Source organism: Allobosea sp. P1_A7, from assembly GCF_056406775.1.
In genome coordinates this window covers 13,030-38,254 of the sequence record NZ_JBFTZN010000029.1, presented here as the reverse complement: position 1 = coordinate 38,254, position 25,225 = coordinate 13,030, and the positions used below count along the sequence as shown (strand labels likewise).

Sequence of the window (25,225 nt, the reverse complement as noted above, 5' to 3'; positions counted from 1 at the left end):
CTCCCGCTCTCCATCAGACGGCACGCCTCGTCGGAGGCTCAGCCGTCGTCCATCCCCTAGTTTCTCGCCTGCGCCCGCGCCGCTGCAGTGAGCTGTGCGAAGGTCTTCTGTTGCTGCAGCCATGCGCGGTATTCGCTTTCCGGCTCGACGACCACGCCACCGCGCATGAAGGTATGGCCGGTGCTGCAGAGTTCGGCGCACAGCGCCTCGAAGGTGCCGGTCCGGGTCGGCGTGAACCAGTAATAGGTGACGTTGCCCGGGATCATGTCCATCTTGGCGCGGAACTCGGGCACGTAGAAATCATGGACGACGTCGAGTGAGCGCAACAGCACCTTCACCGGCTTGTCGAGCAGGAGGTGAAGCTGGTCGCCCTGGATGATGACGTCGTCCTGACCGCGTGCATCCTTTGGATCGAGGCCAAGCGGGTTCTCGGGGCTGACAAGGGTCACGTCGGTCGCTCCGAGCCGGCCATCGGCCCCGGGCAGGCGATAGCTCCATTGCCATTGCTGGCCCACGATCTCGACCGTTGCGGCATCGGCCGGCACCGTGACGAACTGCTTCCAGACGACGAGGCCAGGCGCCAGCATGGCGGCGACACCGATGCCGGTCCCGATCGCGAGCCACCATTCCAGCCGCTTGTTCTCCGGCTCATAAGCTGCCCGATGTCCTTCGCGATGGCGGAAGCGGAACAGGCAATAGGCCATGAACAGCACCACGGCAGCGAAGACGGTGCCGGTGATCCAGAAGGTGATGATGATGGTGTTGTCGATATAGTGCCAGTTGGAAGCGATCGGGGTCCACCACCATGGGCTCAGCACGTGGAACGCCACCGAGCCGATCACGACCAGCGCAAGTACGACGGCAACACCCATGGTCAGTCACCCTTGCCTATGGCGGCGATGAACGGGGTCCGGTCGGCGCCGCGACGCGATAAGAGCGTGGCGACGTCGTGAAAGCGGGCTTCTCGTCGGCCCGAGAACGATACCGCCTGCGCATGGCGGTGTCGGAGAGCGGCGTGAAGGGGGCAGGGAGAAAGACGGGAGGCTTGGCGCAGAGGGATCGCGTGGCGCGGGCTCGGACGAGCGCGTCAACCGGTTTCAAGCGTCGCTTCCTGCTCGCCATCGCCGAACCTCCCGGTTCGTCAGACGATTACGCGTCACATGTGACGCAAAGCTCCCGCCCAGGCTGCAAAGCGCTCCGCTTCTCAGCCTATGGTCGCTGAATATTGTCCGGCCGCGTTCGCTGGTTGTCAATCGAGGCCGGCGTTGAGCCAGCCGCGCTATCGCCGCACCTGCGCGTCGAAGGCGGCTACTTCTTCTTTCCGTCGGCGTCGAATTGCTTGAGGAAGGCGACGATATCGTCGATCTCCTGATCGGATTTCAGGCCGGGGAACACCATCTTCGTACCGGGGATCTTGGCCTGAGGCGCCTTGATGTAATCGCGGAACGTCGGCTCGTCCCAGGTGATGCCGGAGTTCTTGTTGGCAGCCGAGTAGCTGTAGCCCTCGACGGACCCTGCCGGGCGCCCAATCAGGCCGTTGAGCTTCGGGCCGACCGCATTCCTCGCGGTCTCGCCGATCTGGTGGCAGGCACGACATCGCAGGAAGATCTTCTCGCCGGAGGTGGCGTCTGCTGCGGCAATGACTGGATGGGAAAGGAGGGGGAGAAGCAGGACGGTCGTCAAGGCCAAGCGTATCATCGAAGGGCCTCCTTCGGGTTCGGTTCGCCCCACCACACGCAGCAGGCCGGCCGGCGCATCCGTAGCCACAAATCCTACACTATCATTGGTGCAGCTCCAATCTGCCTGCGCTGGAAACGGTCGGTCACAGTCATCGACATGGTCGTGCCCGCCGATGCAGGCTCGTCCACCGGCCTCATGCGGTATGGTGGCGTGAACGCCCGCCGGGCTTGGTGCCGGGCAACCGACCGACATGAGGTCCGCTTGGAGAAGGCTGCTCAGGACATGCGCGAGCCGTGGCCGTGAGGTCCTCGCCCTTGCTCCGGCTGGGGCTGGATGGTGCGGGCCTCCGGCAAGCAGCGCTGCTGGCTCTTGCCGCCTGGCTCGCATTTGCTCTCGCATCGTCGCTTCACATCACCAACGCCTATTGGGCCGCAATGCCGGTCTGGGTTGTGGCGCAAGCCTCGCGCGGGCTCTTGTTCGCCCGTGGCTTTCTCAGGATTCTCGGAACGTTGATTGGTGCAGCCGTCGGCTTCGGCCTGCTGCATCTGATTCCCAACCACTATTTTCTGTTGCTCGCGCTTGGTCTTTGGGTCGGCTTCAACACTGCGCTGACGCATGTGCTGCGCGGCGTCACCGCCTATGGCGCCTTGATGAGCGGCATGACCGCGGCCATCGTCATCCTGCCAACGGTGTTCTCTCCGGAACGATCCTGGGACATCGCCATTGCACGGGTCGAGTGCACGTTGATCGGCGTGGCGGTGGTGACGCTGGTCACGGCGCTGTTCACGCCGTCAGCATCGCGTTCTGCTCTCATGTCCCGGGCGCGGCTGATGGCCCGGCAAGCGGTGCGGTTCGCAGCCTTGGCGCTCCAGGGCGTTCCGCAGGATCGGGTTGCCGTAGCCGAACGGCAGCTTCTCGCCGAGATGAGCAGCGTCACCCAGGCGGCGGATCAGATGACGGCAGGCTCGCTGCGGGGCTCGCGGCGTCGCAAGCGCGTCGATGCACTGGTCGCGGCCGCCTTGTTGGTGATGTCGGCAGGGCGCGCGGCTGCGTCGCGGGAGGCGTCGGAGGAGACCAACGCCAGGGCTCTGGCAGAACTTGACCGGTTGGCGCAACGTTTCGAACGGGAGACAGAGGCGCAAGGGGAGGTGCCCCGTGCCGAAGGGCTGGATTCCCGCCTGTCGGACAGTCTGCGGGGGCTGGTCGCAGCAGAAGCCGCGCTCAGTGCGGACCGCCCGGCCGGAGATGAGCTCTCCGGCCTGGTGCCTGTCTTCCTGCACAATCCTCATGGCGACTGGTCGCTGGGCACCACCGCCGGCGCGGTGTCGGGGTTGGCCACCTGGCTGGCTGCCTCTGCAGCCTATGCTGCAAACTGGCCGGTCGCGGAGCTCGCAGCGCTGGGAGTCTGCATCTTCTCGATGGTCCTGGGCTCGCTGGCGCAGCCGCAGGCCGTTGCGCCGCATATGCTGAAGGGGGTGCTGGCTGGGGTGGTGGCTGCCCTGATCTATCGCTTCGGCGTGCAGCCGCATGTCCAGACCGTGCCGGAGCTGTTGGTTTCGGTGGCACCGTTCCTCCTGCTTGGAGGGTTGGCGCGCGCGAGCCGCAGGACGGCAATCGCGGCGATCGACGCCAATATGTGTTTTCTCCTGGCCAGCCAGGCGGTGTTGCCGGCCGTCACCAGACCCGCCGCAATCCTGAGCGAGGCCGGCGCGCTTGTCGCCGCTGCGGCGCTGGTGACAAGCAGCTTCATTCTGCTGCCGCGCAGGCATGACCGGCACGCGGCAAGGACCCGCGAGGATATCCGACGAGACCTCGAGCGGCTCCTCGCCAATCCGCAGGCCAGGCGCGGGGCAAGCTGGGATCAGGGCATGACCCGGCAGATCATGCGCCTCACTCTGCACCTCGTCCGAGCCGGAGAGGGCGATGGCGGCGCTGCGCATGGCCTGCTTGGCGTGCTCAATCTCGGCATCGCGGCGACGGCGCTGCAGCGGTTGATGTCTGAGGGAGGGCTCGGGGACGAGGATCGGCGGCTGATTGCGCAGGATCTCGCGGCTCTGGGGCGGTTCAGGACGGAATCGCCCAGGCCGGAATTGTTCGACGAGGCCGCGCGAACAATCGCGAATGCCGAGGCCGCGCGCGCCATGAAGGAGGCCGCAGCGGCATTTCGGCAGGCGGAGCCCTTTCTCGCCGGCGCGTAATGGCGTGCGCAGGAGGCCGCGCAAGCTCGGCGCTCATCCCGGTCAGGCCGCTTCAGCGGCACAGAGCCGGGATGTCGTCGTTAGATTTTCCCAGAAAGGTCGCCTTAGGCTGAGTGCTTCTTCACCCAGGCGACATAGGCATCCATCCAGCCTTGCAGGAAAGCCCGGCTGGATTCACCGATCTCGCCGCTCTCGGTGAACAAGCCATCCTTGGCCTGGATGAAGACTTCCGGCTGTCCGAGCGTCGGCATGTCGAGATAGGCGAGGACATTGCGCAGATGCTGCTGCGCAATCGCTGTTCCGATAGCGCCGACCGACACGCCGAGAACACCGGCCGGCTTGCCGGCCCAGGCACTCTGCCCATAGGGCCGCGAGGCTTGATCGATCGCGTTCTTCAGCACGCCGGGGATGGAGCGGTTATACTCGGCAGTGACGAAGATGACGCCCTGGGAGCCGGTGATTTCAGCCTTCAGTCGCTTCACGACCGGGGCCTGGTTCGCGTCGTCATCCTGATTGTAGAGCGGCAGATCGCCGATCGCGACCTGATGAAACCTGAATTCGGGCGGGGCGAGTTTGGCGATGGCCGTGGCAAGCTTGCGATTGAAGGAATCGCGACGAAGGCTGCCGATCACGACGGCAATTCTGAATTCGCTCATGGTGTGTCCCATCACATCGTGCTGGTTGCGGCGTCGAGCCTAGTGCCCGACACCCGATTTGTCGCGCGCGATCATCCCGGCCGCGCGCCACGTGAGCGAGGTGGATACGAGACCGGTCCGAGGTTCAGATCGAGCTTCCCGCCTTCTCCGCCGTCACCTCGACTTTCGCCGCCGACCCTGCATCCTTGTCCGGGCGAGGGTCGCGCCAGTCGATGAGCCGGTAGAACATCGGGATGAAGAAGGTGGCGATGAAGGTCGCCGCCAGCATGCCGCCGATCACGCCCGTGCCGATCGAGTGCCGGCTCGCGGAGCCCGCTCCGCTGCTGATCGCGAGCGGAACGACGCCGAGAATGAAGGCGAGCGAGGTCATCACGATCGGCCGGAAGCGCAGCCGCGCTGCTTCGAGTGCAGCCTCGGCGGCACTCATGCCCTCCTGCCGCACCAGAACGGCGAATTCGACGATCAGGATGGCGTTCTTGGCGGCCAGACCGATCAGCGTGACGAGGCCGATCTGAAAGTAGACGTCGTTGGTCAGGCCGCGGAGCCAGACCGCGAGCAGCGCCCCGAACAGCGCGAACGGAACCGCGAGAATGACCGCCAGCGGCAGGCTCCATTTCTCGTACTGTGCGGCGAGGATCAGGAACACCATGATGATGCCGAAGATCATGGCCTGCGAGCCGGTCCCGCTGGTTGCGAGCTCTTGATAGGCCGAGCCCGTCCAGGCGATCTGGAAGCCCTGCGGCAGCTCGCGCGCCACCTCCTGCATCGCAGCGATCGCCGCGCCCGATGTGTATCCGGGCGCCGGATTGCCCATCACCTTGGCCGCGGCAAAGGCGTTGAAGCGCTCGAACTGGTCGGGGCCGGCGACGCGCACGGCTTTCACCAGCGTATCGAGCGGCACCATCTTGTTGTTGCTCGAGCGCACGAAGACCTGCTTGAGATCCTTCGGTGCCTGACGGAAAGCGGCCTCCGACTGCAGGTTGACGCGGTAGTTGCGCCCATAGAGCGTGAAGTCATTGACGTAGAGGCTGCCGAACGTGCTTTGCATCGTCTCGAAGACGGAGCTGATCGGCACGCCGAGCGCCTTGGCCATGTCGCGGTCCAGGTCGAGCCGGTACTGCGGAACGCCGGTGTCGAAGGTCGTGCGCACGCCGGCCAGTTCGGGACGTTTCGAGGCGGCTTCGACCAGTTGTGCGGTGGCGGCGGAGAGCGATTGGACGCCGCCACCCGTGCGATCCTGCACATAGAGTTCGAACCCGCCCGTGGTGCTCAACCCGCTGATCGGCGGCGGATTGAAGAACAGGACCATGGCGTCCTTGATCCCGATATTCATGCCGGTGAACGTCTTGACCAGGTTGCGCGCATCGAGGTCCGGGGTTCGGCGCTCGCTCCAATCCTTCAGCGTCACGAAGGTCGTGGCGGCGCTGGTCCGCTCGCTTCCGGAGAGAAGGTCGAACCCCGAAATGGCGAAGACGTTTTCGACAGCCGGGTGCCTGCCGATATTGGTCGCAGCCTCATCCATCACCGCCACGGTGCGGTTCAGCGAGGCGGCCGGAGGCAGGATGGCCACCCCGAGCAGCACGCCCTGGTCTTCGTCTGGAACCAGCGAGCCCGGAATGGTCCGGAACAGGATGCCGGTGCCGGCGATGAGCACGGCGAAGAGCACAAGGCCGATGGCGAAGCGTTTGACCAGGAAGCCGACACCGGAGACGTAGCCGTTCGTCAGCTTGTCGAAGAAGCGGTTGAACAGCCGGAACGGCAATGCCGGCTCCTGATGGCCCGGTTTCAGGATCAGCGCGCACAAAGCCGGAGTCAGGGTCAGCGCGACGATGCCCGAGATCGTGACCGACAGGGCGATCGTGACCGCGAACTGCTTGTACATCGCGCCGGCCAACCCGCCCATGAACGACACGGGGATGAAGACCGCGCACAGCACCAGGACGATCGCGATGACCGGCCCGGTGACTTCGCTCATCGCCTTGATCGAAGCCTCTCGCGGCGACAGGTGCTCGGTCGCCATGATGCGCTCGACATTCTCCAGAACCACGATCGCGTCGTCGACGACGATGCCGATGGCGAGGACGAGGCCGAACAGGGTGAGCAGGTTGATCGAGAAGCCGAACATGTACATGCCGGCAAACGTGCCGATGATCGAGATCGGCACCGCGATGACCGGGATGAGGGTCGCCCGGAAGTTCTGCAGGAAGAGGAAGACGACGAGGATGACCAGGACGATGGCCTCGACGAAGGTCTTGACCACCTCCTCGATCGAGACCTGGATGAACTTCGTCGTGTCGTAGGGAATGCTGTAGGCCATGCCCTCCGGGAAGGACTGCTTCAGCTCGTCCATGCGGCTCTTGAGCGCCTCCATGGTCGAGAGCGCGTTCGCTCCCGTCTGAAGATAGACCGCAAGCGGCACCGCAGGCTTGCCGTTGAGCTTGCTGTCGACGGTATAGCTGGCCGAGCCGAGCTCGACCCGCGCCACATCCTTGAGCCTGAGCGTCGCCGCGTTGATGTCGGAGCGCAGGATGATGTTGCCGAACGCCTCGGCATCCGGGAGACGCCCCTGGGTCGTGGCGGAATAGGTGAAGGGGGTCGATGGGTCGTTCGGCTCATCGCCGAAACGGCCGGCTGCAAACTGGGCATTCTGTTCGCGAATGGCTGCCGCGACATCGGTGGTCGTCAGGCCGTAGCGGGCGAGCTTGTCGGGGCTCAGCCAGATCCGCATCGAGTAGTCGCGTTGGCCGAGCAATGCCGCGTCACCGACGCCAGGAATGCGCTTCAGATCGTCAATGACGTTCAGCAGGGCATAGTTGCCGACATAGGTCGTGTCGAAGCGGTCGTTCTCCGAATACATCGCCACGAGGCCGAGGATGGAGGTCGAGCGCTGGCTGACCGTCACGCCGAGCCGGGTGACCTCTTGCGGCAAGGTCGGCGTCGCGCGCTGGACGCGATTATTGACGTTGATCGTTGCCTGATCGGGATCGGTGCCCTGAGCGAATGTCACCGTCAGCGACATCTGGCCGCTGCTGGAGTTCGAGGACTGCATGTAGAGCATGCCCTCGACGCCGTTGATCTGCTGCTCGAGCGGCGCTGCCACCGTCTGCGCGATCGTCTCGGCGCTGGCGCCGGGATAGGTGGCGCTGACGACGATCTGCGGCGGCGTCAGCTCGGGATATTGCGCGATCGGAAGCGCCCGGATCGCGACGAGGCCGGCAAGCACGATGACGATCGAGATGACGGCGGCGAAGACGGGCCTGTCGATGAAAAAGCGATTCATGGCTTGGCAGCTCCGGGCGCCGCAGCGGCGATCGAGACCGGCGCGCCGGGACGAACCTTGATGATCCCCTCCGTGATGAGCTTGTCGCCGGGCTTGAGGCCCGAGGTGACGATCCAGCCGTCGGCGACCTGACGTCCGAGTACGACGGGGCGGGCTTCGGCCTTCCCCTGGCTGTCGACTGTGTAGACGAACTGTCCGCGCGGTCCCTGCGAGACGGCTGCCTGCGGAACGACGATGGCGTCGTTGAGCACGACCCCCATCACGATCGCGCGCAGGAACTGGCCGGGCAGCAGGCGATGCTCGGGATTGGGGACAACGGCACGCAGCCGCAGCGTCCCGGTTTCCGGATCAAGGCCGGAGGAGGCGAAATCGATGACGCCGGGCTGCGCATAGACGCGGCCATCGCCGTAGGTGAGCTTGACCGAGAGGACCTCCCCGGCACGCTCCCAGATGCCCTGTGCCTCGAGCAGGGCCCTGACCTCGGCCACTTCGCTCTCGCTGGAGTTGAAGATGACGTAGACAGGGTCGAGCTGGGTGATCTTGGTGAGCAGGCTGCTGTCGCCCGTGGTGCCGATTAGGCTGCCCTCGGGCAACTCCTCGCGGCTCGTGACCCCACTGATCGGCGCCCTCACATTGGTGTAGCCGAGATTGAGTTCCGCGACGTTCAGGTCGGCGTGAGCGACGGCGACCGAAGCCGTTGCGAGTTCCTTGGCGGAGAGGGCGTCATCGCGCGCCTTTTCCGTGCCGGAGCCGGTCAGGGCCAGCCGCGTATAGCGCTCGGCATCACGCGTCGCCTGGGCGAGCTGCGCCTCCGCCTGCTGGAGCTGTGCCTTGGCCTTGGCAACGTCCGCCTCGTAGCGCCTCGGATCGATTTCGAAGAGGATGTCGCCGGCCTTGACCTCGGCGCCCTCGACGAAGTTACGCTTCAGCAGAATCCCGCCGACCTGGGCCCGGACCTGAACCTCCCGCGAGGCCTCGACGCGTGCGGCATACTCGAATGTCAGCGGCACCTTGCCGGCCTTGACCTCGACCACGGTCACCTGAGGCGCGGGCGCGGCCCCCTGCGCCTGGGCCAGGGTTGCTGCGCCAAGCAGCGGCCAGATGAAGGCAAGGCTGAAGAGCGCGAAACGGCGCCGCGGCGTGTAGGTGGTCATCCGTCGCATCCTTCCAGTGGTGCAGGTCGCGGCGCGGTCGCCGTCGGAGCATCGCGCAGTCTTCCACGAGCAAGGCCCGTATCCAACCACGAGCATTGCCCACCGGAAGCGCGGGCAGCCTTCATCATCTTTGCGGGGGCATGAGGCAGGGGTGTCCTCCCTCTAGTCAGGCTTGGACAGGAATACGGCGACGAGATTCTCAAGGAAATGCTCCTGAAACTGTCCGCGATCCATCGGGCTCGCGGACAGGGATTGAACGAGGTCGGGCGCGGTCGAGGGCCAGAAGAATGCGCCGGCGAGAATGGAGAAGGCGATGAAGGGGTCGCTCGCATGCGTGACACCTTCGCGAACCGCCTGATCGAGTAGCGGTATGAAGGCATCGAGCGCGGGACGAAGCAGGAGTTCCTTCAATGCGGCCAGTCGCGCCCCGCTCTCCCTCGCCTGCTGCGCGATGAAGAGGCCGAGTTCCGGGTGGCTGAAATGGAAAAGCACCGTCAGGCGGATGGCATCGGTCACGCGGTCCCTGAGCGGGCGTGTCTCGGCCGTCAGGCGTCGGATCTCGGCGTGCAGCTGCGTCGTATACGAGGCGACATGGTCGATGCTCGCGAGCCAGAGCCCCTCCTTGCCGCCAAAATGCACACGCACCAGCCCGGGGTCGACCTTGGCGGCAGCGGCCAGGCTGCGCAGATCGACGCTGTCATAGCCATGACGCGCAAAGGCGCTCGTCGCAGCGAGAAGCAAAGCCTCGCGGCCCGACATCTGGTCCTTGAGCCGCCGACCGCGAGGGCGCGGAGCTGGGCTGGGGGAAGTGGATCGCTCGGATCGGGGCATTGCTCGGATGATTGCTATAAAATCTACAAGTGAGGATATTTCAGCGTGAAGCGGGATGCAAGGGCGCACGGGATCGCCTGGTGACGGCCTTCCTCACGAGATCGTTACGCAAGGGAGATGCTGGCCTGGCCAAGGGTCATGTCGACCATGGCGTAATGTCGGCGGCGGCGCGCGACGCCTCTCTCAGGCGAGTGCAAGTCGTGCTGGCCCGCAGCTTCCGCGGAAGGGCAGGAGTATCTGAAACGAGACCCCGAGCCATCTTCAGCGATCCAGTTAGATGGTCCTCTGGTATTTTACCGATGTTATGATTTATTTGTACTGTGAAAATCGTTCTCGGGGTCTTTGGGTCGTATATTTTGGAAGGGTCCCGACTTGCGGCGGATCTGTGATTGCCGATGGGGCCGGTCGCGGAATTCAGGGTTTCGGATTCTCAAGTATTATTGAGAAATATCACGTCAGACTCTCTGAGAGAGGAGTAACGCAAGAATTAGAATGGCCAAAATACTAGGCGATTGGAACAAATATCAGGTAACGCTGTTCTGAATCTCCAGCGGGGGGCTGGGCATGACCAAGGATAACGGCGGCGGGGAACGCATGATCTGGTCTGACCTGGCCGGGCAGATGGTCGCGATTTCTTCGCCGGAATGGTGCCACGAGCGGGATGTCGATTATCTGCTGTGGCTACCCTCGCTGGAACGGGGCCGGGTGCTGCGTGGATATCCCCCGGAGATCGCCGAGCGTCTCTGCGCCGATATCGAACGCTTGCGGGAAATCCGGAAACGCCGCTGAGCGCCGGGGCATCGCAAGGCGGCGGATTGCATTCGCGCGACCCGCCGCGCCCGACCGTTCAGGGCTTGACGATCCACTCATGGGCCGGATCGTTGGCGAACTTCCAAACCCGCTTCGGACCCGCCATCACGTTGAGATAATAGAGTTCATAGCCGTGCGGTGCTGCGACCGGATGATAACCCCTTGGCACCAGCACGACATCGCCGTCCTCGGCGCAGAGCGTCTCATCGAGCGAACGGTCGTCGGTATAGACGCGCTGCAGCGCAAAGCCCTGGGGCGGCGAGAGCCGGTGGTAATAGGTCTCCTCCAGCAGCGATTCCTGCGGCAGCCTGTCCTGGTCGTGCTTGTGCGGCGGATAGCTCGACCAATTGCCTGACGGGGTGATCACCTCGACGACGAGCAGCCCTTCGGCGGGCTCGGTCTCCGGCAGGATATTGCGGACATGGCGGGTGTTCGTACCGCTGCCGCGCGTCATGCAGCCGACATCCCCTGGCGCGATCACCCGGGGTTTTGAACCCGGTTTTCCCGGCGCCGAGCAGATCGCCAGCTCGCAGGGGCCCTGCGCCGTCGCGGCAAAGCACAATCCGGCCGGTACGTAGAGCGACCAGGGGTCGGGTTCGAACGGGGAGGACCGACCGCCAATGATGCCGAAATCGGTGCCCCCGGCCATGGCTGCGGCCTTTCCGGACAGCAGGACGACGCAGACCTCCCGGTCTCCGGTCTCCCGTTCAAGCACCTGGCCGTCGGCGAGCCGGTAGACTTCGAAGCCGACATGGCTCCAGCCGGCCGATTCCGGGGTGACGTGATGGATGCGGCCGTCCTGATCTGGGGCGGATGGTTTGACGAGCAGCTTCGACATGGCGCATCCGGGCCTCAGACGAGCCCGGCCTCCTTCAGGCTGTGCTTGAGATGGGCGACGCCCTTCTTGGCATAGGTCAGCGGATGGGCCTTTTCCGGATCCTGCTCGGCTTCGACCACGACCCAGCCGGAATAGCCCGGCAATGCGCGGAACACGGCGGGATAATCGACCATCCCGTCGCCCGGCACGGTATAGATTCCGAGATCGCTGCCCTTGCCGAGCACGGCATCAAGGAAGCTCCAGCCTTCCGCCGCTGCCTGCGTCATGACATGCGGGCGCACGTCCTTGGCGTGGACATGGCTGATCCGCTCGCGATAGCGCGCGGCGAGCGCGGCTGGGTCCGAGCCACCCCAGGTGGCATGGCCGGTGTCGAGCAGGAGATGCACGGCAGGGCCCGTCGCCGCCATGAAGGCGTCAATATCGGCTTCGCTCTGCACGATCGTGCCCATGTGGTGATGATAGACCAGCCGGACGCCTTCGCTCAGCGTGCGCTCGGCAACCTGCGTGATCCGGCGGCCGAACTCGGCCCAGTCCTGCGCGCTCATCACAGGGCGCTGCGAGAGCGGCTTCGAGCGGTCGCCATGGATCGCATTCGAGGTCTCGGCGAAGACCAGCACGGTCGAGCCCATGGCCTTGAGCAGATTGAGATGCGGCCGCAGATGGTGCATCTCCTCGTCGGCGTCGCGCTGAAGCAGTTCAGCTGAATACCAGCCCGAGATGCAGTCCATGCCGAAGGGGGCGAGAGCCGCCCTCAGGGCTGCCGGTTGCCGTGGGAACTTGTGACCAAGCTCCATGCCGGTGAAGCCGGCCTCACGCGCCTCGGCGAGGCAGGTTTCGAGCGATGTCGCGCCGCCGATCTCCTGGAGATCGTCATTCGACCAGCCAATCGGGTTGGCACCAATGCGGATGGGCATGGATAAGTGTCCTTCGGGATCAGGGGCGTGACTTCAGCGCGGTCTCATAACGCTCACGCGCCTGCCGGACTTCGGCGCGCGCGGAGGTTGCCGGCACCGCGACATCCCACCAGTGGCCGCCGGCATCGGTCGAGGCGAGCGGGTCGGTATCGATCACCACGACGGTGGTGCGCGCATTCGCGCGGGCGGCACGCAGCGCTTCGTCCAGTTCGGCGAGGCTGCCGGCCTTCGCGGCGACGGCACCGAGTGAAGCGGCATGCGCGGCAAAATCGATTACGGGCAGCGTCTCGTGGCGGGTGTCGCGCAGCAGGTTGTTGAAGGAGGCGCCGCCCGTCGCATTCTGCAGCCGGTTGATGCAACCGTAGCCGCGATTATCGAGCAGGACGATCGTCAGCTTCAGGCCGAGCATCACCGAGGTTGCAATCTCGGAGTTCATCATCAGATAGGAGCCGTCGCCGACCATGACGACGACCTCGCGGCTCGGATCGGCCATCTTGACGCCGAGCCCGCCGGCGATTTCGTAGCCCATGCAGGAATAGCCGTATTCCATGTGGTAGCCGCCGGGCGCGCCGGCCTGCCAGAGCTTGTGCAACTCGCCGGGCAGTCCGCCGGCGGCGCAGAGCACGACATCGGACGGCTCGCTCCAGCGCTGCACGGCGCCGATCACCTGCGCATCGCTCGGCAGGGGCTGGTTGCCGGGATCGGTGTAGCGCGCGGCGAGGCCAAGCCAGGTCTTGCCCTCGGATTCCGCCCGCTCCGTCCATGCCGCCGGAGCGCGATGTCCCGCCAGTGCCGTAGCCAGCTCGGAGAGGCCGGCCAGGGCATCGCAGACCAGCGGAAGCGCGCGGTGCTTGCCGGCATCGAAGGCCTGCGTGTTCAGCCCGACGATCCGGCAGGCCGGGTTGGCGAAGAGTGCCCAGGAGCCGGTGGTGAAATCCTGCAGCCTCGTGCCGACGGCCAGGACCAGATCGGCCTCGCGCGCCAGCGCATTGGCGGCGGCCGTGCCGGTGACGCCGATGGCGCCGAGATTGAGCCTTTGGGTTGCCCCGAGGCTGCTCTTGCCGGCCTGCGTCTCAGCGGCGGGAATGCCGTGCGCCTCGCAGAATTCGGCGAGCGCGGCTTCGGCCTCGCTATAGAGTACGCCGCCGCCGGCAATGACGAGTGGTTTCTTCGCCGCCTTGAGCAGTCTGACGGCCTCGACCAGCTCCTGCTCGTCCGGGCGTGGGCGGCGTGGCGTCCAGAGCCGCTCGGCAAAGAAACTCTCGGGATAGTCATAGGCTTCGGCCTGCACGTCCTGGCAGAGCGCCAGCGTCACCGGCCCGCATCCGGCCGGATCGGTCAGGACGGCCATGGCCCGCTCGAAGGCCGGCATCAGCTGCTCCGGCCGTGTCAGCCGGTCGAAATAGCGCGAGACCGGGCGAAAGCAGTCATTGGCGGAGACCGTGCCGTCGCCGAAATCCTCAATCTGCTGCAGCACCGGGTCCGGCAGGCGCCCGGCAAAGACATCGCCCGGCAACAGCAGCAGCGGCAGGCGGTTGACATGCGCGACGGCGGCGGCCGTGACCATGTTGGTGGCACCGGGTCCGATCGAGCTCGTCACCGCCATCATCTGGCGCCGGCGCGAAGCCTTGGCGAAGGCGATCGCAGCATGCGCCATGGCCTGCTCGTTATGGGCGCGATAGGTCGGCAGCGTGTCGCGAGCTGCTTGCAGCGCCTCTCCGAGCCCGGCGACATTGCCGTGCCCGAAGATGGCCCAGACGCCCGCGAAGATCGGCACGGTCTTGCCGTCGATCACCGTCTTCTGTGCCTGCATGGCGCGTGTCAGCGCCTGCGCCATGGTGAGGCGGATCGTACCCATTGGGAGTTCCTCAGCGTTCCTGCCAGGCTGCGACCAGCCTGGCGAAGCGTTCTGCCATCATAGCGGTTGCAGCCTCGTCATCGAGGCCGCCGGCAAGCCAGCCGCGCGCCGCTTCACCGAAAATCGTGCGGCCGACGGCGAATCCCTTGACCGATGCCGAGCCCTGCGCTGCCCGGAAGGCCTGCGCGACCGTCTCTTCCGGAGCGTCGAGCCCGAGCAGCAACACGCCGCGGCAATAGGGGTCATGGCCCGCGATGACCGCATCGATCTCGCGCCATGCAGCCGGGGAGGGCTGGCCCTCGAGCTTCCACCAGTCGGGCTTGATGCCGATGGCGTAGAGTCGCGTCATCACCCGAGCAACCGTGTCGTCAGCAACCGGTCCGTGCTTCGAGGCAATGATCTCGACCAGCAATTCCCGCCCGACCTGTCGACAGGCGAGGGCGACGCGCTTCAGTACCTGCTCCTGCGCACTTCTGAGAGCCTCGGGGTCATCCGGATGGTAGAAGCACAGGCATTTGGCGACATGGCTGACCGGCCACTCGGCCAGGGTGGCGCCGAGAGACCCTGTCGCATCGGTCTCCAGCGCGAGTGGGCGCGAGCCGGGGAGTTCGAGGGGGCGGGCGATCCAGAAGCCGTGATCCTCCGCCCGGAACAGGGCTTCGCGGCCATGGATGCCGTCGACCAGCATGCCAAAGCCAGGGCGTCCGTCGGCGACCCGGGCGGCCGCCTTCACCGCAAGCGTCTTGAAATGGGTGATCCGCTCCTGCGGCACGCCTGCCGCGTCGGCCATCTCCTCGAGCTGCGCCCGATGATCGATGGCGAGCGCCATCACGCCCGCGGGCTGCGGCAGGCGCGTCGTCGCCCAATGCACATGGTTGATCTCGGCGTCCCGGCGTAGCGCCCGGTGCGGCGAACCATGAGCAAGGAAATATTGCAGCTCGGGGAAGGTCGGGCTTTCCGGCGAGCAGAGCAGCCTGGAGACGGCGAAGGCGCCGCAGGCATTGGCAAAGGCGCAGCAGGTCGCAAGCGGCTCGTCGCGCAGCCAGCCGCGCAGGAAGCCGGACATGAAGGCGTCGCCGGCGCCGAGCACGTTGTAGACCTCGACCGGAAAGCCGGGGCCCTTGATTCCGTCTTCGAGCGACGCGGGGATCGCGCCGGGAAATACCACGCAGCCCATCGGCCCGCGCTTGCAGACGATCGTCGCGGCGCTCAAGGATCGGATCGTGCGGATGGCCTGAAGCGTATCCTCCGAGCCGCCGGCGGCGTGGAGCTCTTCCTCCGTGCCGACGATCAGGTCGCAATCGGGCAGGATCGCCTGGAGATGCTCGGTCACCGTTTCGGAGCGGATATAGCGCTCCTCACCGGCCTGGTGCCCGGCAAGTCCCCAGAGATTGGGCCGATAGTCGACATCGAACACGACCTTGCGGCCATGCTTGCGGGCGAGCGCGATCGCCTTCTTCTGAGCCGCGGCGGCGTTGGGAATGGCGAAATGCGTGCCGGTGACGACGATCGCCCTGGCGGAGGCAATGAAGGCCTCGTCGATCTCGCTTTCCTGCAATGCGGCGTCGGCACAGTCGGTGCGGTAGAAGATCAGCGGGAAGGTCTTCTCGTCGCGGACGCCGAGGATGACGAGTGCGGTCAGCCGCTTGGGGTCGGTGATCACGCCGCTCGTCTCGACGCCCTCGCGCTCCAGCTGTTCGCGGATGAAGCGGCCCATCTGCTCGTCGCCGACGCGGGTGATCACGGCCGATTTCAGGCCCAGGCGCGCGGTGCCGATCGCGATATTGGTCGGGCAGCCTCCAACCGCTTTGACGAAACTGCCCATGTCTTCAAGCCGGCCGCCGATTTGCTGGCCGTAGAGATCGACCGAGGAGCGGCCAATCGTGATGACGTCGAGCTGAGGGGCGACGGGCATGGAGCTTCGGCCTTCCGCACTAACCTGCGAGATCGGGATCGGCGCTGACGCCGGCGTGTTCGGCAGTAGCGACCGCGAGCGCCATCGCCAGGGTGAAGCTGGCCGCCATCGAGCGGAATGCGCCGAAATCCGCCTCCGCGACATCGAGCCAGAGCTCACAGTTTTCGGCGAGCGGGCTGAGCGGGCTGTCGGTCAGGGCCAACACCGGGATGCCGCGCTGATGGGCGGCGGCAGCGATCTCGACCGTGGCAGTGGTGTAGGGCGCGCAACTGATCGCCAGAATGGCGTCGGCTGGGCCGGCCAAGGCGGCCTGCTCCTGGCCGAGGCCGCCGACATGGTCGACCAGCACCGCCCTGATGCCGAGCTTGCCGAAGGCATAGGCGAGGTAGGACACCACCGGGAACATGCGTCGCGCGCCGACGAGGACGATGGTTTGCGCCCTGGCCAGCAAGGCAGCCGCCTCTTCCAGCTGGTCGGGCCTGACAGCCGCCCTGAGCTGGGCAAGCGACGCTTCGCTCGCCTGAATGAAGCCGTCGAGCAGGGCTGCGCCGCCCCCCGAGCCTGTTCCTGCCGTTCGCAGGGCTGCCAGGCGCGCGCGGTGATCGGCGGCATGCCGGCGCAGTCGCGAGCGAAACACCTCCTGGAGTTCGCTGAAGCCGGAATAGTCGAGCGCCTGTGCGAAACGCACCAGCGTCGAGGCCTGCACGCCGGCCTTTTCCGCGATCTGCGCGGTGGAGCCGAAGGCCATGTCGTCGAGATGGGCAAGCGCATGATCCGCGACTTGTTTCAGCCGCTTCGGCAGGGATGGCCTCCGTTCGCGCAGCAAAGCGACGAAACGGTCGAATTCCGGCCTGTCCGTGGGCTGAGGCTGTGATCCTGATGACATGCCGGTTCCGGTTAAAGCGCCTTGACTTCAAGCGCTGATCGGCGGAATGTTTATTCCAAAATCAGACAAAGACAATCCATTCATATCAAAATTTCGCTGGGGAGCGTGGCGTCAGGTGTCAGGGAAGAACGAATTCGGTCGGGATCTGACCGGCAAGGCCGCTATCGTGACCGGTGGCAGCCAGGGGCTTGGCGAAGCCGTCGCCCGCGAGTTTCAGGCGCGCGGGATTGCTTCCCTGCTGCTGACCGGCCGCAATCGCGAGCGCGGCGAGGCCGTTGCCCGCGATCTTCGCAATGCTGGCTGCGATGTTCGTTTCCACGCCGCCGATCTTTCCGATCTCGATCAGGTCAAGTCAATCGTTCCGGCCGCCGAGGCGGCGTTCGGTCGCCTCGACATCCTGGTGAACGCCGCTGGCGACACGGATCGCGGCTCCATCCTGGAGACGACGCCCGAGCTCTATGAGCGCATCATGGCGGTCAATCTGCGTGCGCCGTTCTTTCTGATCCAGGGCGCCGCCGAGCTGATGTGCCGGCTCGGGATCGCGGGCGCCATCGTCAATATCCAGTCGATGTCGGCCCATGGCGGCCAGCCATTCCTGAGCGCCTACAGCGTCTCCAAGGGGGCGCTGGCGACGCTGACCCGCAACGCCGCCTTCGGGCTCCTGCCGCACCGTATCCGGGTCAATGGACTGAATATCGGCTGGATGGCGACGCCGGGCGAAGACGCGATCATGCGGTTGCGCCATGACGCGCAGGATGGCTGGCTCGATCAGGCTGCTGCGAGCCAGCCCTTCGGCCGCCTGCTCGACCCGCAAGAGGTCGCCCGCGCCGTCGCCTATCTGGCCTCGGCCGAATCTGGTCTGATGACTGGCTCGAACATCGATTTCGACCAGACGATTCTTGGAGCGCGGCAGTAACGCTGCCGCAGCCACAGCCTTGACGACAGGACATATGACGATGCGCATGGGATTGCTGGGTGCCGGCCGGATCGGACGCGGGCATGCCTCAAGACCGTCGCCAAGACCGGCAGGCCGCTGATGATCGGCTTCAACCGGCGCTTCGACCCGAGCTTCGCTGCGCTCCAGAACCGCCTGCGGGCCGGAGAGGCGGGCGCGATCGAGATCGTCAGCGTGATCTCGCGCGACCCCTCGCCGCCGCCGGTCGACTATGTCAAGCGCTCCGGCGGCCTGTTCCGCGACATGATGATCCATGATTTCGACATGGCCCGCTTCCTCCTCGCCGAAGAGCCCGTCGAGGTCTTCGCGCTCGGTTCGGCGCTGGTCGATCCGGCGATCGGGCAGGCCGGCGATGTCGATACGGCTGCGGTTCTGATGCGCACCGCGTCAGGCAAGATCGCGCAGATCTCGAATTCGCGCCGCGCCAGCTATGGCTACGACCAACGCATCGAAGTCCATGGCTCGAAGGGCATGCTGCGGGCCGGCAATATCCACGAGACCACGGTCGAGATCGCAACCGGCGCCGGCTTCCGGGCTGACCCGGTGCAGAATTTCTTCCTCGAGCGTTATGCCGCCGCCTATCGCGCCGAACTCGATGCCTTCGTCGCCGCCCTGAAGGGCAAGACGGCGCCCCTGCCCTCCGGAGAAGATGGCCTGAAGGCACAGATCCTGGCCGATGCGGCGACCGAATCCGCTCGCAGCGGCAAGCCGGTCGCTGTCGATCTCGGGGCGATCTGATCATGACGCCCGCTGAACTCGATCTGCGCCAATATGCCGTGCTGGGCCTCGTCCAGCAGGCCGGCTTCATGGCGCTCGACTATTTCAATAAGAGCGAAAGCCTTGGCGTCACCATGAAGGGCGCCCAGGACTGGCTCACCGTCGCCGATGGTGCTGTCGAGGATTTCCTGCGGCAGCGCCTTGCCGTGATGTTCCCGCAGGATGCGATCATCGGCGAAGAGGGTGGCGGCGAAGCCTCGGACGCGGTCTGGATCATCGACCCGATCGACGGCACCTCGAATTTCGCCCGCGGCGACCGCAACTGGTGCATCTCGATCGGTTTTCTGCTGAACGGCGTTCCCGAAATCGGCATTCTCTCTGCGCCGGCGCTGGGCGAGATCTATGTCGGACGCAAGGGGCAAGGCGCGACCCTGAATGGCGAGGCGATCAAGGTGTCCGGGCAGACCGATATCAAGCGCGCCTATGTCGAACTGGGCTGGTCGACGCGCATCCCGGCCGAACGCTATGTCGCGATGATCGGGCGTGGCTACGCCGCAGGCGCCTCGGTGAAGCGCGGTGGCTCCGGCGCGCTCGGCCTGGCCCATGTCGCGAATGGCCGGACGGAGGCCTATGCCGAACTCCACATCAACGCATGGGATGTTGCGGCCGGTGTCGTGATCGCAGCCGAAGCCGGCGCGTATGTCAGCGATTTCTTCAGCGGGGACGGTATTGCCAAAGGCAACCCGATCCTGTGCTGCACGCCGGGGCTTCGCCGCGAACTCGAACAGGTCACGCAGATCGGGAGCCGGCAGGCGAACGATTGATCTTTGCCGGCAACACGTCACTATCAAGCCAATAACAAGTCCAAGAACGACACGTAACGGGAGGATGACATGCAGGGATTTCAATGGCTCCGGACCGGGGTCCTGGCAGCGCTGGCCAGCGGGGCTGCTTTTGCGGCGGCCCCCGCACAGGCCCAGGGTGCACTCGTCATGTATTGCGGCGTCCAGGAGGAATGGTGCCGCGCCATGTCGACCGCGTTCGAGCGCGATACGGGGATCAAGGTCGCGATGACCCGCAAATCGGCGGGCGAGATCTATGCCCAGCTCAAGGCGGAATCGGCCAATCCGCGCGGCGATATCTGGTGGGGTGGCACGGGTGACCCCCATCTCCAGGCTGCCGAGGAAGGGCTGACCCTCGAATATGAATCGCCGGTCAACAAGGACCTTCACGACTGGGCGCTGTCGCAGTGGAAGGCGGCTCAGAAGCGCTCCGTCGGCATTTACGCCGGCGCTCTCGGCTTCGGCTTCAACACCCAGCAGATCAAGCAGAAGGGCCTGAACGAGCCGAAATGCTGGGCTGACCTGCTTGATCCGAAGCTCAAGGACGACGTCCAGGTCGCCGATCCGAACTCCTCGGGAACGGCCTATAACCTGCTTGCGACCGTGGTCCAGCTGATGGGCGAGGAGAAGGGCTTCGACTATCTCAAGAAGCTGCACAAGAACGTCAGCCAGTACACCAAGTCGGGCGCCGCCCCCGCCAAGGCCGCGAGCCTCGGCGAAACCGCCGTCGGCATCGTCTTCATCCACGACGCGGTCGTCTTCGCGGTCCAGGGAGATCCGATCAAGGCGGTCGCGCCTTGCGAGGGCACCGGCTACGAAATCGGCTCGATGTCGATCATCAAGGGCGCGCGCAATCTCGACAACGCCAAGAAGTTCTATGACTGGGCGCTGACCCCGGCGGCTCAGGCGCTGGCGGCTCCCGCCAAGTCCTATCAGGTCCCCTCCAACAAGAACTCGACGGTGCCTCCGCAGGCGCCGAAGATGTCCGAGATGAAGATGATCGACTACGACTTCGTCAAATACGGCTCGTCCGCGGAGCGGACGCGGCTGCTGACGAAGTGGGACAAGGAGGTCAAGGCGCTGCCGAAGTAATTTTCCGTCCAGCGCTCTGAAGAGATCCCCTGCGATGCGTCCTGCGACACGGCTCGTCCTGCTGCTCGGCTGGCTCGGCTATGCGGTCATTCCCTGGTACCTGCCTGACGGCGTCAGTCTCAGCCAGTTCGGCTGGCTCGCGGGGTATCCGTTCGGCAAGGTCGGCACGGCGCTCGCGCTGGCCCTGTCCGGAACGGCCCCCTGGCTGCTGCCGGTTGGCGTGGCGCTGCTGGCCGTGACGCTGCTGCTCGGCCGCAGCGAGAGTGCTGCGGTCGGCAGGACGCTGATCTGGGCGGGGCTGACCGGCATGGTCCTGTTCTTCGCGCAGGGCTTTGCCATCACGCTGCAGGGCCAGGGTATCCCCTGGCTCGCAGCGTTGCTCGGCGGCAACGGCGCGGCTCAGGGCGGCATGGGCTTCGGCGCCTTCCTGACGGTGCTTTCGCTCCTGCTGCTGCTCTGTCATGGGCTCGCCTATCGCGGCTTCTGCCGGGGCGACATCTTCACCACCAGCTCGATCGGCATCATCGTCCTGCTGATCGGGCTCTTCATCTTCTTCCCGGTGGCGACGATCCTGCAAAGCGCGCTTGTCGATCAGGCCGGCGCCTTCGCGCCGGGCATCTTCGTCGCGCGCCTGTTCGATTCCTCGATCTGGGGACTTGGCTGCGTCACCGCGAACACCAATTGCGGCGTCGCCTGGAACACGCTGATCCTTGCCGTGCTGACCGGCGTCATCACGACGCTGCTCGGGCTTGCCTGCGCGCTGCTCGTGCTGCGGACGCGCATGCCCGGCAAACGTGTGATGCGCGCGCTCACCGTGTTGCCGATCATCACGCCGCCCTTCGTCATCGGTCTCGCGCTGATTTTGCTCTTCGGCCGCTCCGGCGTGGTCTCCGGGCTGCTCTATGACTGGTTTTCGATTCCGCGCTCGCGCTGGATCTACGGGCTGCCCGGCGTGCTGCTGGCGCAGGTCCTGGCCTTCGCGCCGATCGCATTCCTCGTCCTGATCGGGGTCGTGCAGGGCATCAGCCCCAGCCTGGAGGAGGCCTCGCAGACGCTGGGCGCCAAGCGCTGGGCGACCTTCCGAACGGTGACCTGGCCGCTGCTCAAGCCCGGCCTCGCCAATGCCTTCCTGCTCGGCTTCGTCGAGAGCATGGCCGATTTCGGCAATCCGCTGGTGCTCGGCGGCAATTTCGAGGTGCTGTCGACCAAGATCTTCTTCGCCGTGGTCGGCGCCGCTCATAATCAGGGGCAGGCGGCGGTGCTCGCGATGGTGCTCCTCGTCTTCACGCTCGGCGCCTTCTGGGTGCAGCAGCGCTGGCTCGGCGGCAAATCCTATACGACCGTCACCGGCAAGGGTGATTCCGGCCTGCCGGCAAAACTGCCGAAGCCGGTCACCTTCGTCTCCGCACTGGTGATCGTGCCCTGGGTGGCGCTGACCTTCGTGATCTACGTGATCATCCTGATGGGTGGTTTCGTGAAGACCATGGGCCGCGACCACACGCCGACGCTGGAGCATTACCGCACCGGTTTCGCCATCGATTTCAGCCGTGGAATATTCTTCGAGGGTGCGGCGTGGGATTCGCTGTTCACGACGCTGAAGGTCGCGGCGATCTCGGCCCCGCTGACGGCGGTGCTCGGCCTGCTCACCGCCTATCTGTTGATGCGGCAGCAGTTCCGCGGCCGCCACGTGCTCGAATTCACCACCATGCTGAGCTTCGCCATCCCCGGCACGGTGCTCGGCGTCGCCTATATCCTCGCCTTCAACGTGCCGCCGGTCGAGATCACTGGGACCGGGCTGATCCTGATCATCGCCTTCGTCTTCCGGAACATGCCCGTCGGCGTCCGTTCCGGCATCGCCGGCTTGTCGCAGATCGACAAGAGCCTGGACGAGGCTTCGATCACCTTGCGGGCACGCAGCTTCACCACGCTCTGGCGCGTGGTGCTGCCCTTGCTGCGCCCTGCGCTCGTCTCCGCGTTGGTCTATAGCTTCGTGCGCAGCATCACTTCGGTCAGCGCGGTGATCTTCCTGGTCTCCGCCGAGTACAACCTGGCGACGGCCTATATCGTCGGGCGCGTCGAGGCCGGCGAGTTCGGGCTCGCCATTGCCTATTCCTCGGTGCTGATCGTGGTCATGGCCGTTGGTATCGCCCTGATCCAGCTCGGCGTCGGCGAGCGCAAGCTCGGACGGCGCAGCGCGATCCCGCTCGCCACATCCGCCGCACAGCCCGTCAAGTAAGGAGCAGCACCTCTCATGGCCAAGGCGGGACCTGCCTCAGTCGAATTCCGCAATGTCAGCATGCGCTATGGCGCGGTGACTGCCGTCGACAATATCAGCTTCACGATCGAGCCGGGAAAGCTGGTGACCCTGCTCGGCCCCTCCGGCTGCGGCAAGACCACGACCTTGCGCATGATCGCCGGACTTGAGATCGCGAGCGAAGGCCAGGTCCTGATCGGCGGCAAGGATGTCACGCGGCTCTCGGCTGCCGACCGTGACGTCAGCATGGTCTTCCAGTCCTATGCGCTGTTTCCGCATATGAGCGTGCTGGAGAATGCCGCCTACGGGCCGCTGGTGAAGGGGCTCCCGAAGGCCGAGGCGCAGGACATGGCGCTGACCAAGCTCGCCCTCGTCGGCCTCAAGGGTTTTGAGAAGCGCTACCCGTCCGAGCTCTCGGGCGGACAGCAGCAACGCGTCGCCGTGGCGCGCGCGCTGGTGCTCGAGCCGCAGGTGCTGCTCTTCGACGAACCATTGTCGAATCTCGACGCCAAGCTGCGCCGCAAGGTGCGGGAGGAGATCCGCGAGCTGCAGCAGAGCCTCAATCTGACGGTTGCCTATGTCACCCATGACCAGGAGGAGGCGCTCGCCGTCTCGGACCGGATCATCGTGATGTCGAATGCCCGGATCGCGCAGGAGGGCTCGCCCCGCGAACTCTATGAGGAGCCGGCCAATCCCTTCGTCGCCGACTTCATCGGCGATGCCAACATGGTCGCAGTCACGATCGCGGAGGTTTCCGAAGGCATGGCCGATGTGATGATCGGCTCGGCGAAGGTGAAATTGCCGGCGCGTGGCCTGGTGGCCGGACCGGCCAGGGCGGCGATCCGGCCGGAAAGCCTGTTGATGGGGCCTGCCTCCGGGCCGGGCCTGCGCGGCACCGTCCGCAAATGCGCCTATCTCGGCAACCACCTTGATCTGATGATCGAGACCGAGGTCGGCGAGCTCTTCGTCGTCCAGCCGGGCGGGCGCGATCTGCTGCCTTATGGCCGCGAGGTCGGGCTCTCCTTTGCCAATTCGGGCGTCACGCTCATTCCCCAGAGCTGAGCGGAGAGCGCGCCGCTCCTGTCGCTCCAGCAGGCCAGAGGCGCCGCGCGGCTTGCCCGCCGGCTTCCTGCTCGCTTTGGCCCCACCCGTGGTCCGTGGGGGCGCCGGTGCTATCCCCTCGGGGCGCGAGCAAGACGAACCGAAGGCGCGCGGATTGCGCGCTATCGCAGCCTCACAGATGCCTGAGCCATTCCGCCGCCGCTTCCGCCGGCGGCCGCTCGATATTGAAGGCGCCGACGAAACCACCCTTCTTGTCCATGAGATAGACGAGCGCGGTGTGATCCATCGTGTAATCGCCTTCCTTGAGCGGCACCTTCTTGGAATAGGCGCGATAGGCCTTGATCGTGGCGTCGATCGCGGCGCGGTCGCCGGTCAGGCCGACGATGCGCGGGTCGAAGCTGCCAAGATAGCTCTTCAGCACCTCCGGCGTGTCACGCTCAGGGTCGACGCTGATGAACAGCGCGCGCAGCTTTTCGCCCTTGGGGCCGGCGGCGCGCAGGGTCTCGGAAATCTCGAAGAGCTTGGTCGGGCAGATATCGGGGCAATGGGTGAAGCCGAAGAAGACGAGGAAGGGTGCGCCGCGCAGATCGACGTCGGTCAGCGGCTTGCCTTCGGCCGTCGTCAGCGTGAAGGGGCCGCCGACACTCGAGGTCGCGCTCTGGCCCTGACGCACCGGGCTGAAAGTCAGGATCGCGGCAGCCGCCAGGGCGACTGCGCCGAACAGGAAGACCACGAGAGGCAGGATGAGGCGACGGTTCACAGGGATCCTCGAAAAAACTCGGACGGCGCAGGGGCGCCTCAGAAACAGGCAACGATGGCGGCGATGAGGCCGTCGGTGAAGAGCCGGTCGCCCTCGCGCCACCAGAGCAGCAGCCCGGTCAGCAGCAGCGCAAAAGCGCCGCCGCCGAGCAGCCATAGCCCGGTCCGCGAGGCCTCGGCCTCATGCTCGGCGGCTGTCTGGTCCGATTGCGTCATGACCGCGAGCATAGCCGCGCCAGGCTGAGGCCGGAAGCGGCAACCGTGACGCAGGGGGAGTGCAAGGAGACGAGAGCGGGCGATCGGGATCGAACGGGCGGTATTGGGCTTGGGGAGCAGTTCTATGACGTCGAATCTCTCTTCCTCGCTCCCAGGCAGAAAAGCTGACGGGAGCGCCGGGCACGAAAAACTCTCGATCGCAGTCCCACTGTTGATGGACGGTCGCGGATCATCTACCCGAAGCCGAGTGTAGCGCGATGTCATCCGGAATGCCGCGCAATGCCCGTCAGGGCTGGTCTGGGGCTAGC

At 65.5% G+C, this 25,225-nt stretch carries 20 protein-coding genes and 1 pseudogene; 8 read left to right on the top strand and 13 right to left on the bottom strand.

The window, feature by feature from the left end; all coding sequences use genetic code 11:
* Positions 1 to 56: 56 nt before the first annotated feature.
* Both AC1D34_RS07485 and AC1D34_RS07480 read right to left on the bottom strand, forming a co-directional pair.
* Positions 57 to 872 (bottom strand): cytochrome c oxidase subunit II, encoded by an 816-nt coding sequence (locus AC1D34_RS07485; RefSeq protein ID WP_476823900.1) that lies wholly within the window; start codon positions 870 to 872, stop codon positions 57 to 59.
* Positions 873 to 1,308: 436 nt separating this feature from the next.
* On the bottom strand, positions 1,309 to 1,698 hold the full coding sequence (locus AC1D34_RS07480) for a c-type cytochrome (protein WP_441505046.1): 390 nt from the start codon (positions 1,696 to 1,698) through the stop codon (positions 1,309 to 1,311).
* Between the two features lie 281 nt (positions 1,699 to 1,979).
* On the opposite strand from AC1D34_RS07480, the gene AC1D34_RS07475 reads away from it, so the two are divergent.
* Positions 1,980 to 3,878, top strand: coding sequence for an FUSC family protein (locus AC1D34_RS07475; RefSeq protein WP_476823899.1), 1,899 nt, complete (start codon positions 1,980 to 1,982; stop codon positions 3,876 to 3,878).
* 104 nt (positions 3,879 to 3,982) lie between these two features.
* Here the strand turns inward: AC1D34_RS07475 and AC1D34_RS07470 are convergent, their stop codons facing one another.
* The 4 genes from AC1D34_RS07470 to AC1D34_RS07455 all read right to left on the bottom strand — a co-directional run bounded on the left by AC1D34_RS07470 (position 3,983) and on the right by AC1D34_RS07455 (position 9,727).
* Complete coding sequence (locus AC1D34_RS07470; RefSeq protein WP_476823898.1) at positions 3,983 to 4,534, bottom strand: NADPH-dependent FMN reductase; 552 nt, start codon at positions 4,532 to 4,534, stop codon at positions 3,983 to 3,985.
* A 124-nt stretch (positions 4,535 to 4,658) separates the two neighbouring features.
* Entirely contained in the window at positions 4,659 to 7,814 is a 3,156-nt protein-coding gene (locus AC1D34_RS07465; RefSeq protein WP_476823897.1) for an efflux RND transporter permease subunit, read from the bottom strand.
* A complete protein-coding gene (locus tag AC1D34_RS07460) occupies positions 7,811 to 8,968 on the bottom strand; it encodes an efflux RND transporter periplasmic adaptor subunit (protein ID WP_476823896.1) in 1,158 nt (385 codons plus the stop codon). The genes AC1D34_RS07465 and AC1D34_RS07460 overlap by 4 nt, the downstream gene beginning before the upstream one ends.
* A gap of 162 nt (positions 8,969 to 9,130) precedes the next feature.
* Complete coding sequence (locus AC1D34_RS07455) at positions 9,131 to 9,727, bottom strand: TetR/AcrR family transcriptional regulator (RefSeq protein ID WP_441491954.1); 597 nt, start codon at positions 9,725 to 9,727, stop codon at positions 9,131 to 9,133.
* A 636-nt stretch (positions 9,728 to 10,363) separates the two neighbouring features.
* Between AC1D34_RS07455 and AC1D34_RS07450 the strand changes: the two genes are divergently transcribed.
* On the top strand, positions 10,364 to 10,588 hold the full coding sequence (locus AC1D34_RS07450; RefSeq protein ID WP_441491953.1) for a hypothetical protein: 225 nt from the start codon (positions 10,364 to 10,366) through the stop codon (positions 10,586 to 10,588).
* A gap of 58 nt (positions 10,589 to 10,646) precedes the next feature.
* On the opposite strand, the gene iolB is transcribed toward AC1D34_RS07450, so the two are convergent.
* From iolB to AC1D34_RS07425, 5 genes are read right to left on the bottom strand one after another with little or no spacing between them, the layout of a single operon-like run.
* Positions 10,647 to 11,447: a 5-deoxy-glucuronate isomerase gene (gene iolB / locus AC1D34_RS07445; protein ID WP_441491952.1), complete on the bottom strand. Its 801-nt coding sequence runs from the start codon at positions 11,445 to 11,447 to the stop codon at positions 10,647 to 10,649.
* A 14-nt stretch (positions 11,448 to 11,461) separates the two neighbouring features.
* Positions 11,462 to 12,361, bottom strand: a complete 900-nt coding sequence (gene iolE, locus AC1D34_RS07440) for a myo-inosose-2 dehydratase (protein WP_476823895.1) — start codon at positions 12,359 to 12,361, stop codon at positions 11,462 to 11,464.
* Between the two features lie 19 nt (positions 12,362 to 12,380).
* Positions 12,381 to 14,219 carry a 3D-(3,5/4)-trihydroxycyclohexane-1,2-dione acylhydrolase (decyclizing) gene (iolD, locus tag AC1D34_RS07435; protein ID WP_476823894.1) on the bottom strand — a complete coding sequence of 613 codons (1,839 nt, stop codon included), beginning with the start codon at positions 14,217 to 14,219 and terminating at the stop codon, positions 12,381 to 12,383.
* A 10-nt stretch (positions 14,220 to 14,229) separates the two neighbouring features.
* Positions 14,230 to 16,134 carry a bifunctional 5-dehydro-2-deoxygluconokinase/5-dehydro-2-deoxyphosphogluconate aldolase gene (locus AC1D34_RS07430; RefSeq protein WP_476823893.1) on the bottom strand — a complete coding sequence of 635 codons (1,905 nt, stop codon included), beginning with the start codon at positions 16,132 to 16,134 and terminating at the stop codon, positions 14,230 to 14,232.
* Positions 16,135 to 16,153: 19 nt separating this feature from the next.
* On the bottom strand, positions 16,154 to 17,020 hold the full coding sequence (locus AC1D34_RS07425; RefSeq protein WP_476823892.1) for a MurR/RpiR family transcriptional regulator: 867 nt from the start codon (positions 17,018 to 17,020) through the stop codon (positions 16,154 to 16,156).
* Between the two features lie 115 nt (positions 17,021 to 17,135).
* Between AC1D34_RS07425 and AC1D34_RS07420 the strand changes: the two genes are divergently transcribed.
* From AC1D34_RS07420 to AC1D34_RS07395, 6 genes and pseudogenes are all read left to right on the top strand, one after another.
* Positions 17,136 to 17,936: an SDR family oxidoreductase gene (locus tag AC1D34_RS07420; protein ID WP_441491947.1), complete on the top strand. Its 801-nt coding sequence runs from the start codon at positions 17,136 to 17,138 to the stop codon at positions 17,934 to 17,936.
* 69 nt (positions 17,937 to 18,005) lie between these two features.
* Positions 18,006 to 18,713: pseudogene (locus tag AC1D34_RS07415) on the top strand (Gfo/Idh/MocA family protein); the annotation flags it as partial.
* A gap of 2 nt (positions 18,714 to 18,715) precedes the next feature.
* Positions 18,716 to 19,516, top strand: coding sequence for an inositol monophosphatase family protein (locus tag AC1D34_RS07410; protein WP_441491945.1), 801 nt, complete (start codon positions 18,716 to 18,718; stop codon positions 19,514 to 19,516).
* 69 nt (positions 19,517 to 19,585) lie between these two features.
* Positions 19,586 to 20,626, top strand: coding sequence for an ABC transporter substrate-binding protein (locus AC1D34_RS07405; protein WP_441491944.1), 1,041 nt, complete (start codon positions 19,586 to 19,588; stop codon positions 20,624 to 20,626).
* Between the two features lie 34 nt (positions 20,627 to 20,660).
* Positions 20,661 to 22,862, top strand: coding sequence for an ABC transporter permease (locus AC1D34_RS07400; protein WP_476775092.1), 2,202 nt, complete (start codon positions 20,661 to 20,663; stop codon positions 22,860 to 22,862).
* 15 nt (positions 22,863 to 22,877) lie between these two features.
* On the top strand, positions 22,878 to 23,942 hold the full coding sequence (locus AC1D34_RS07395; protein ID WP_476823891.1) for an ABC transporter ATP-binding protein: 1,065 nt from the start codon (positions 22,878 to 22,880) through the stop codon (positions 23,940 to 23,942).
* Between the two features lie 172 nt (positions 23,943 to 24,114).
* Here AC1D34_RS07395 and AC1D34_RS07390 read toward each other — a convergent pair whose 3' ends face one another.
* Positions 24,115 to 24,708, bottom strand: a complete 594-nt coding sequence (locus tag AC1D34_RS07390) for an SCO family protein (RefSeq protein ID WP_476823908.1) — start codon at positions 24,706 to 24,708, stop codon at positions 24,115 to 24,117.
* 32 nt (positions 24,709 to 24,740) lie between these two features.
* The gene (locus AC1D34_RS07385) at positions 24,741 to 24,917 is read right to left on the bottom strand and encodes a hypothetical protein (RefSeq protein WP_441491941.1); all 177 of its coding nucleotides are present in this window, start codon (positions 24,915 to 24,917) and stop codon (positions 24,741 to 24,743) included.
* Between the last annotated feature and the right edge of the window lie 308 nt (positions 24,918 to 25,225).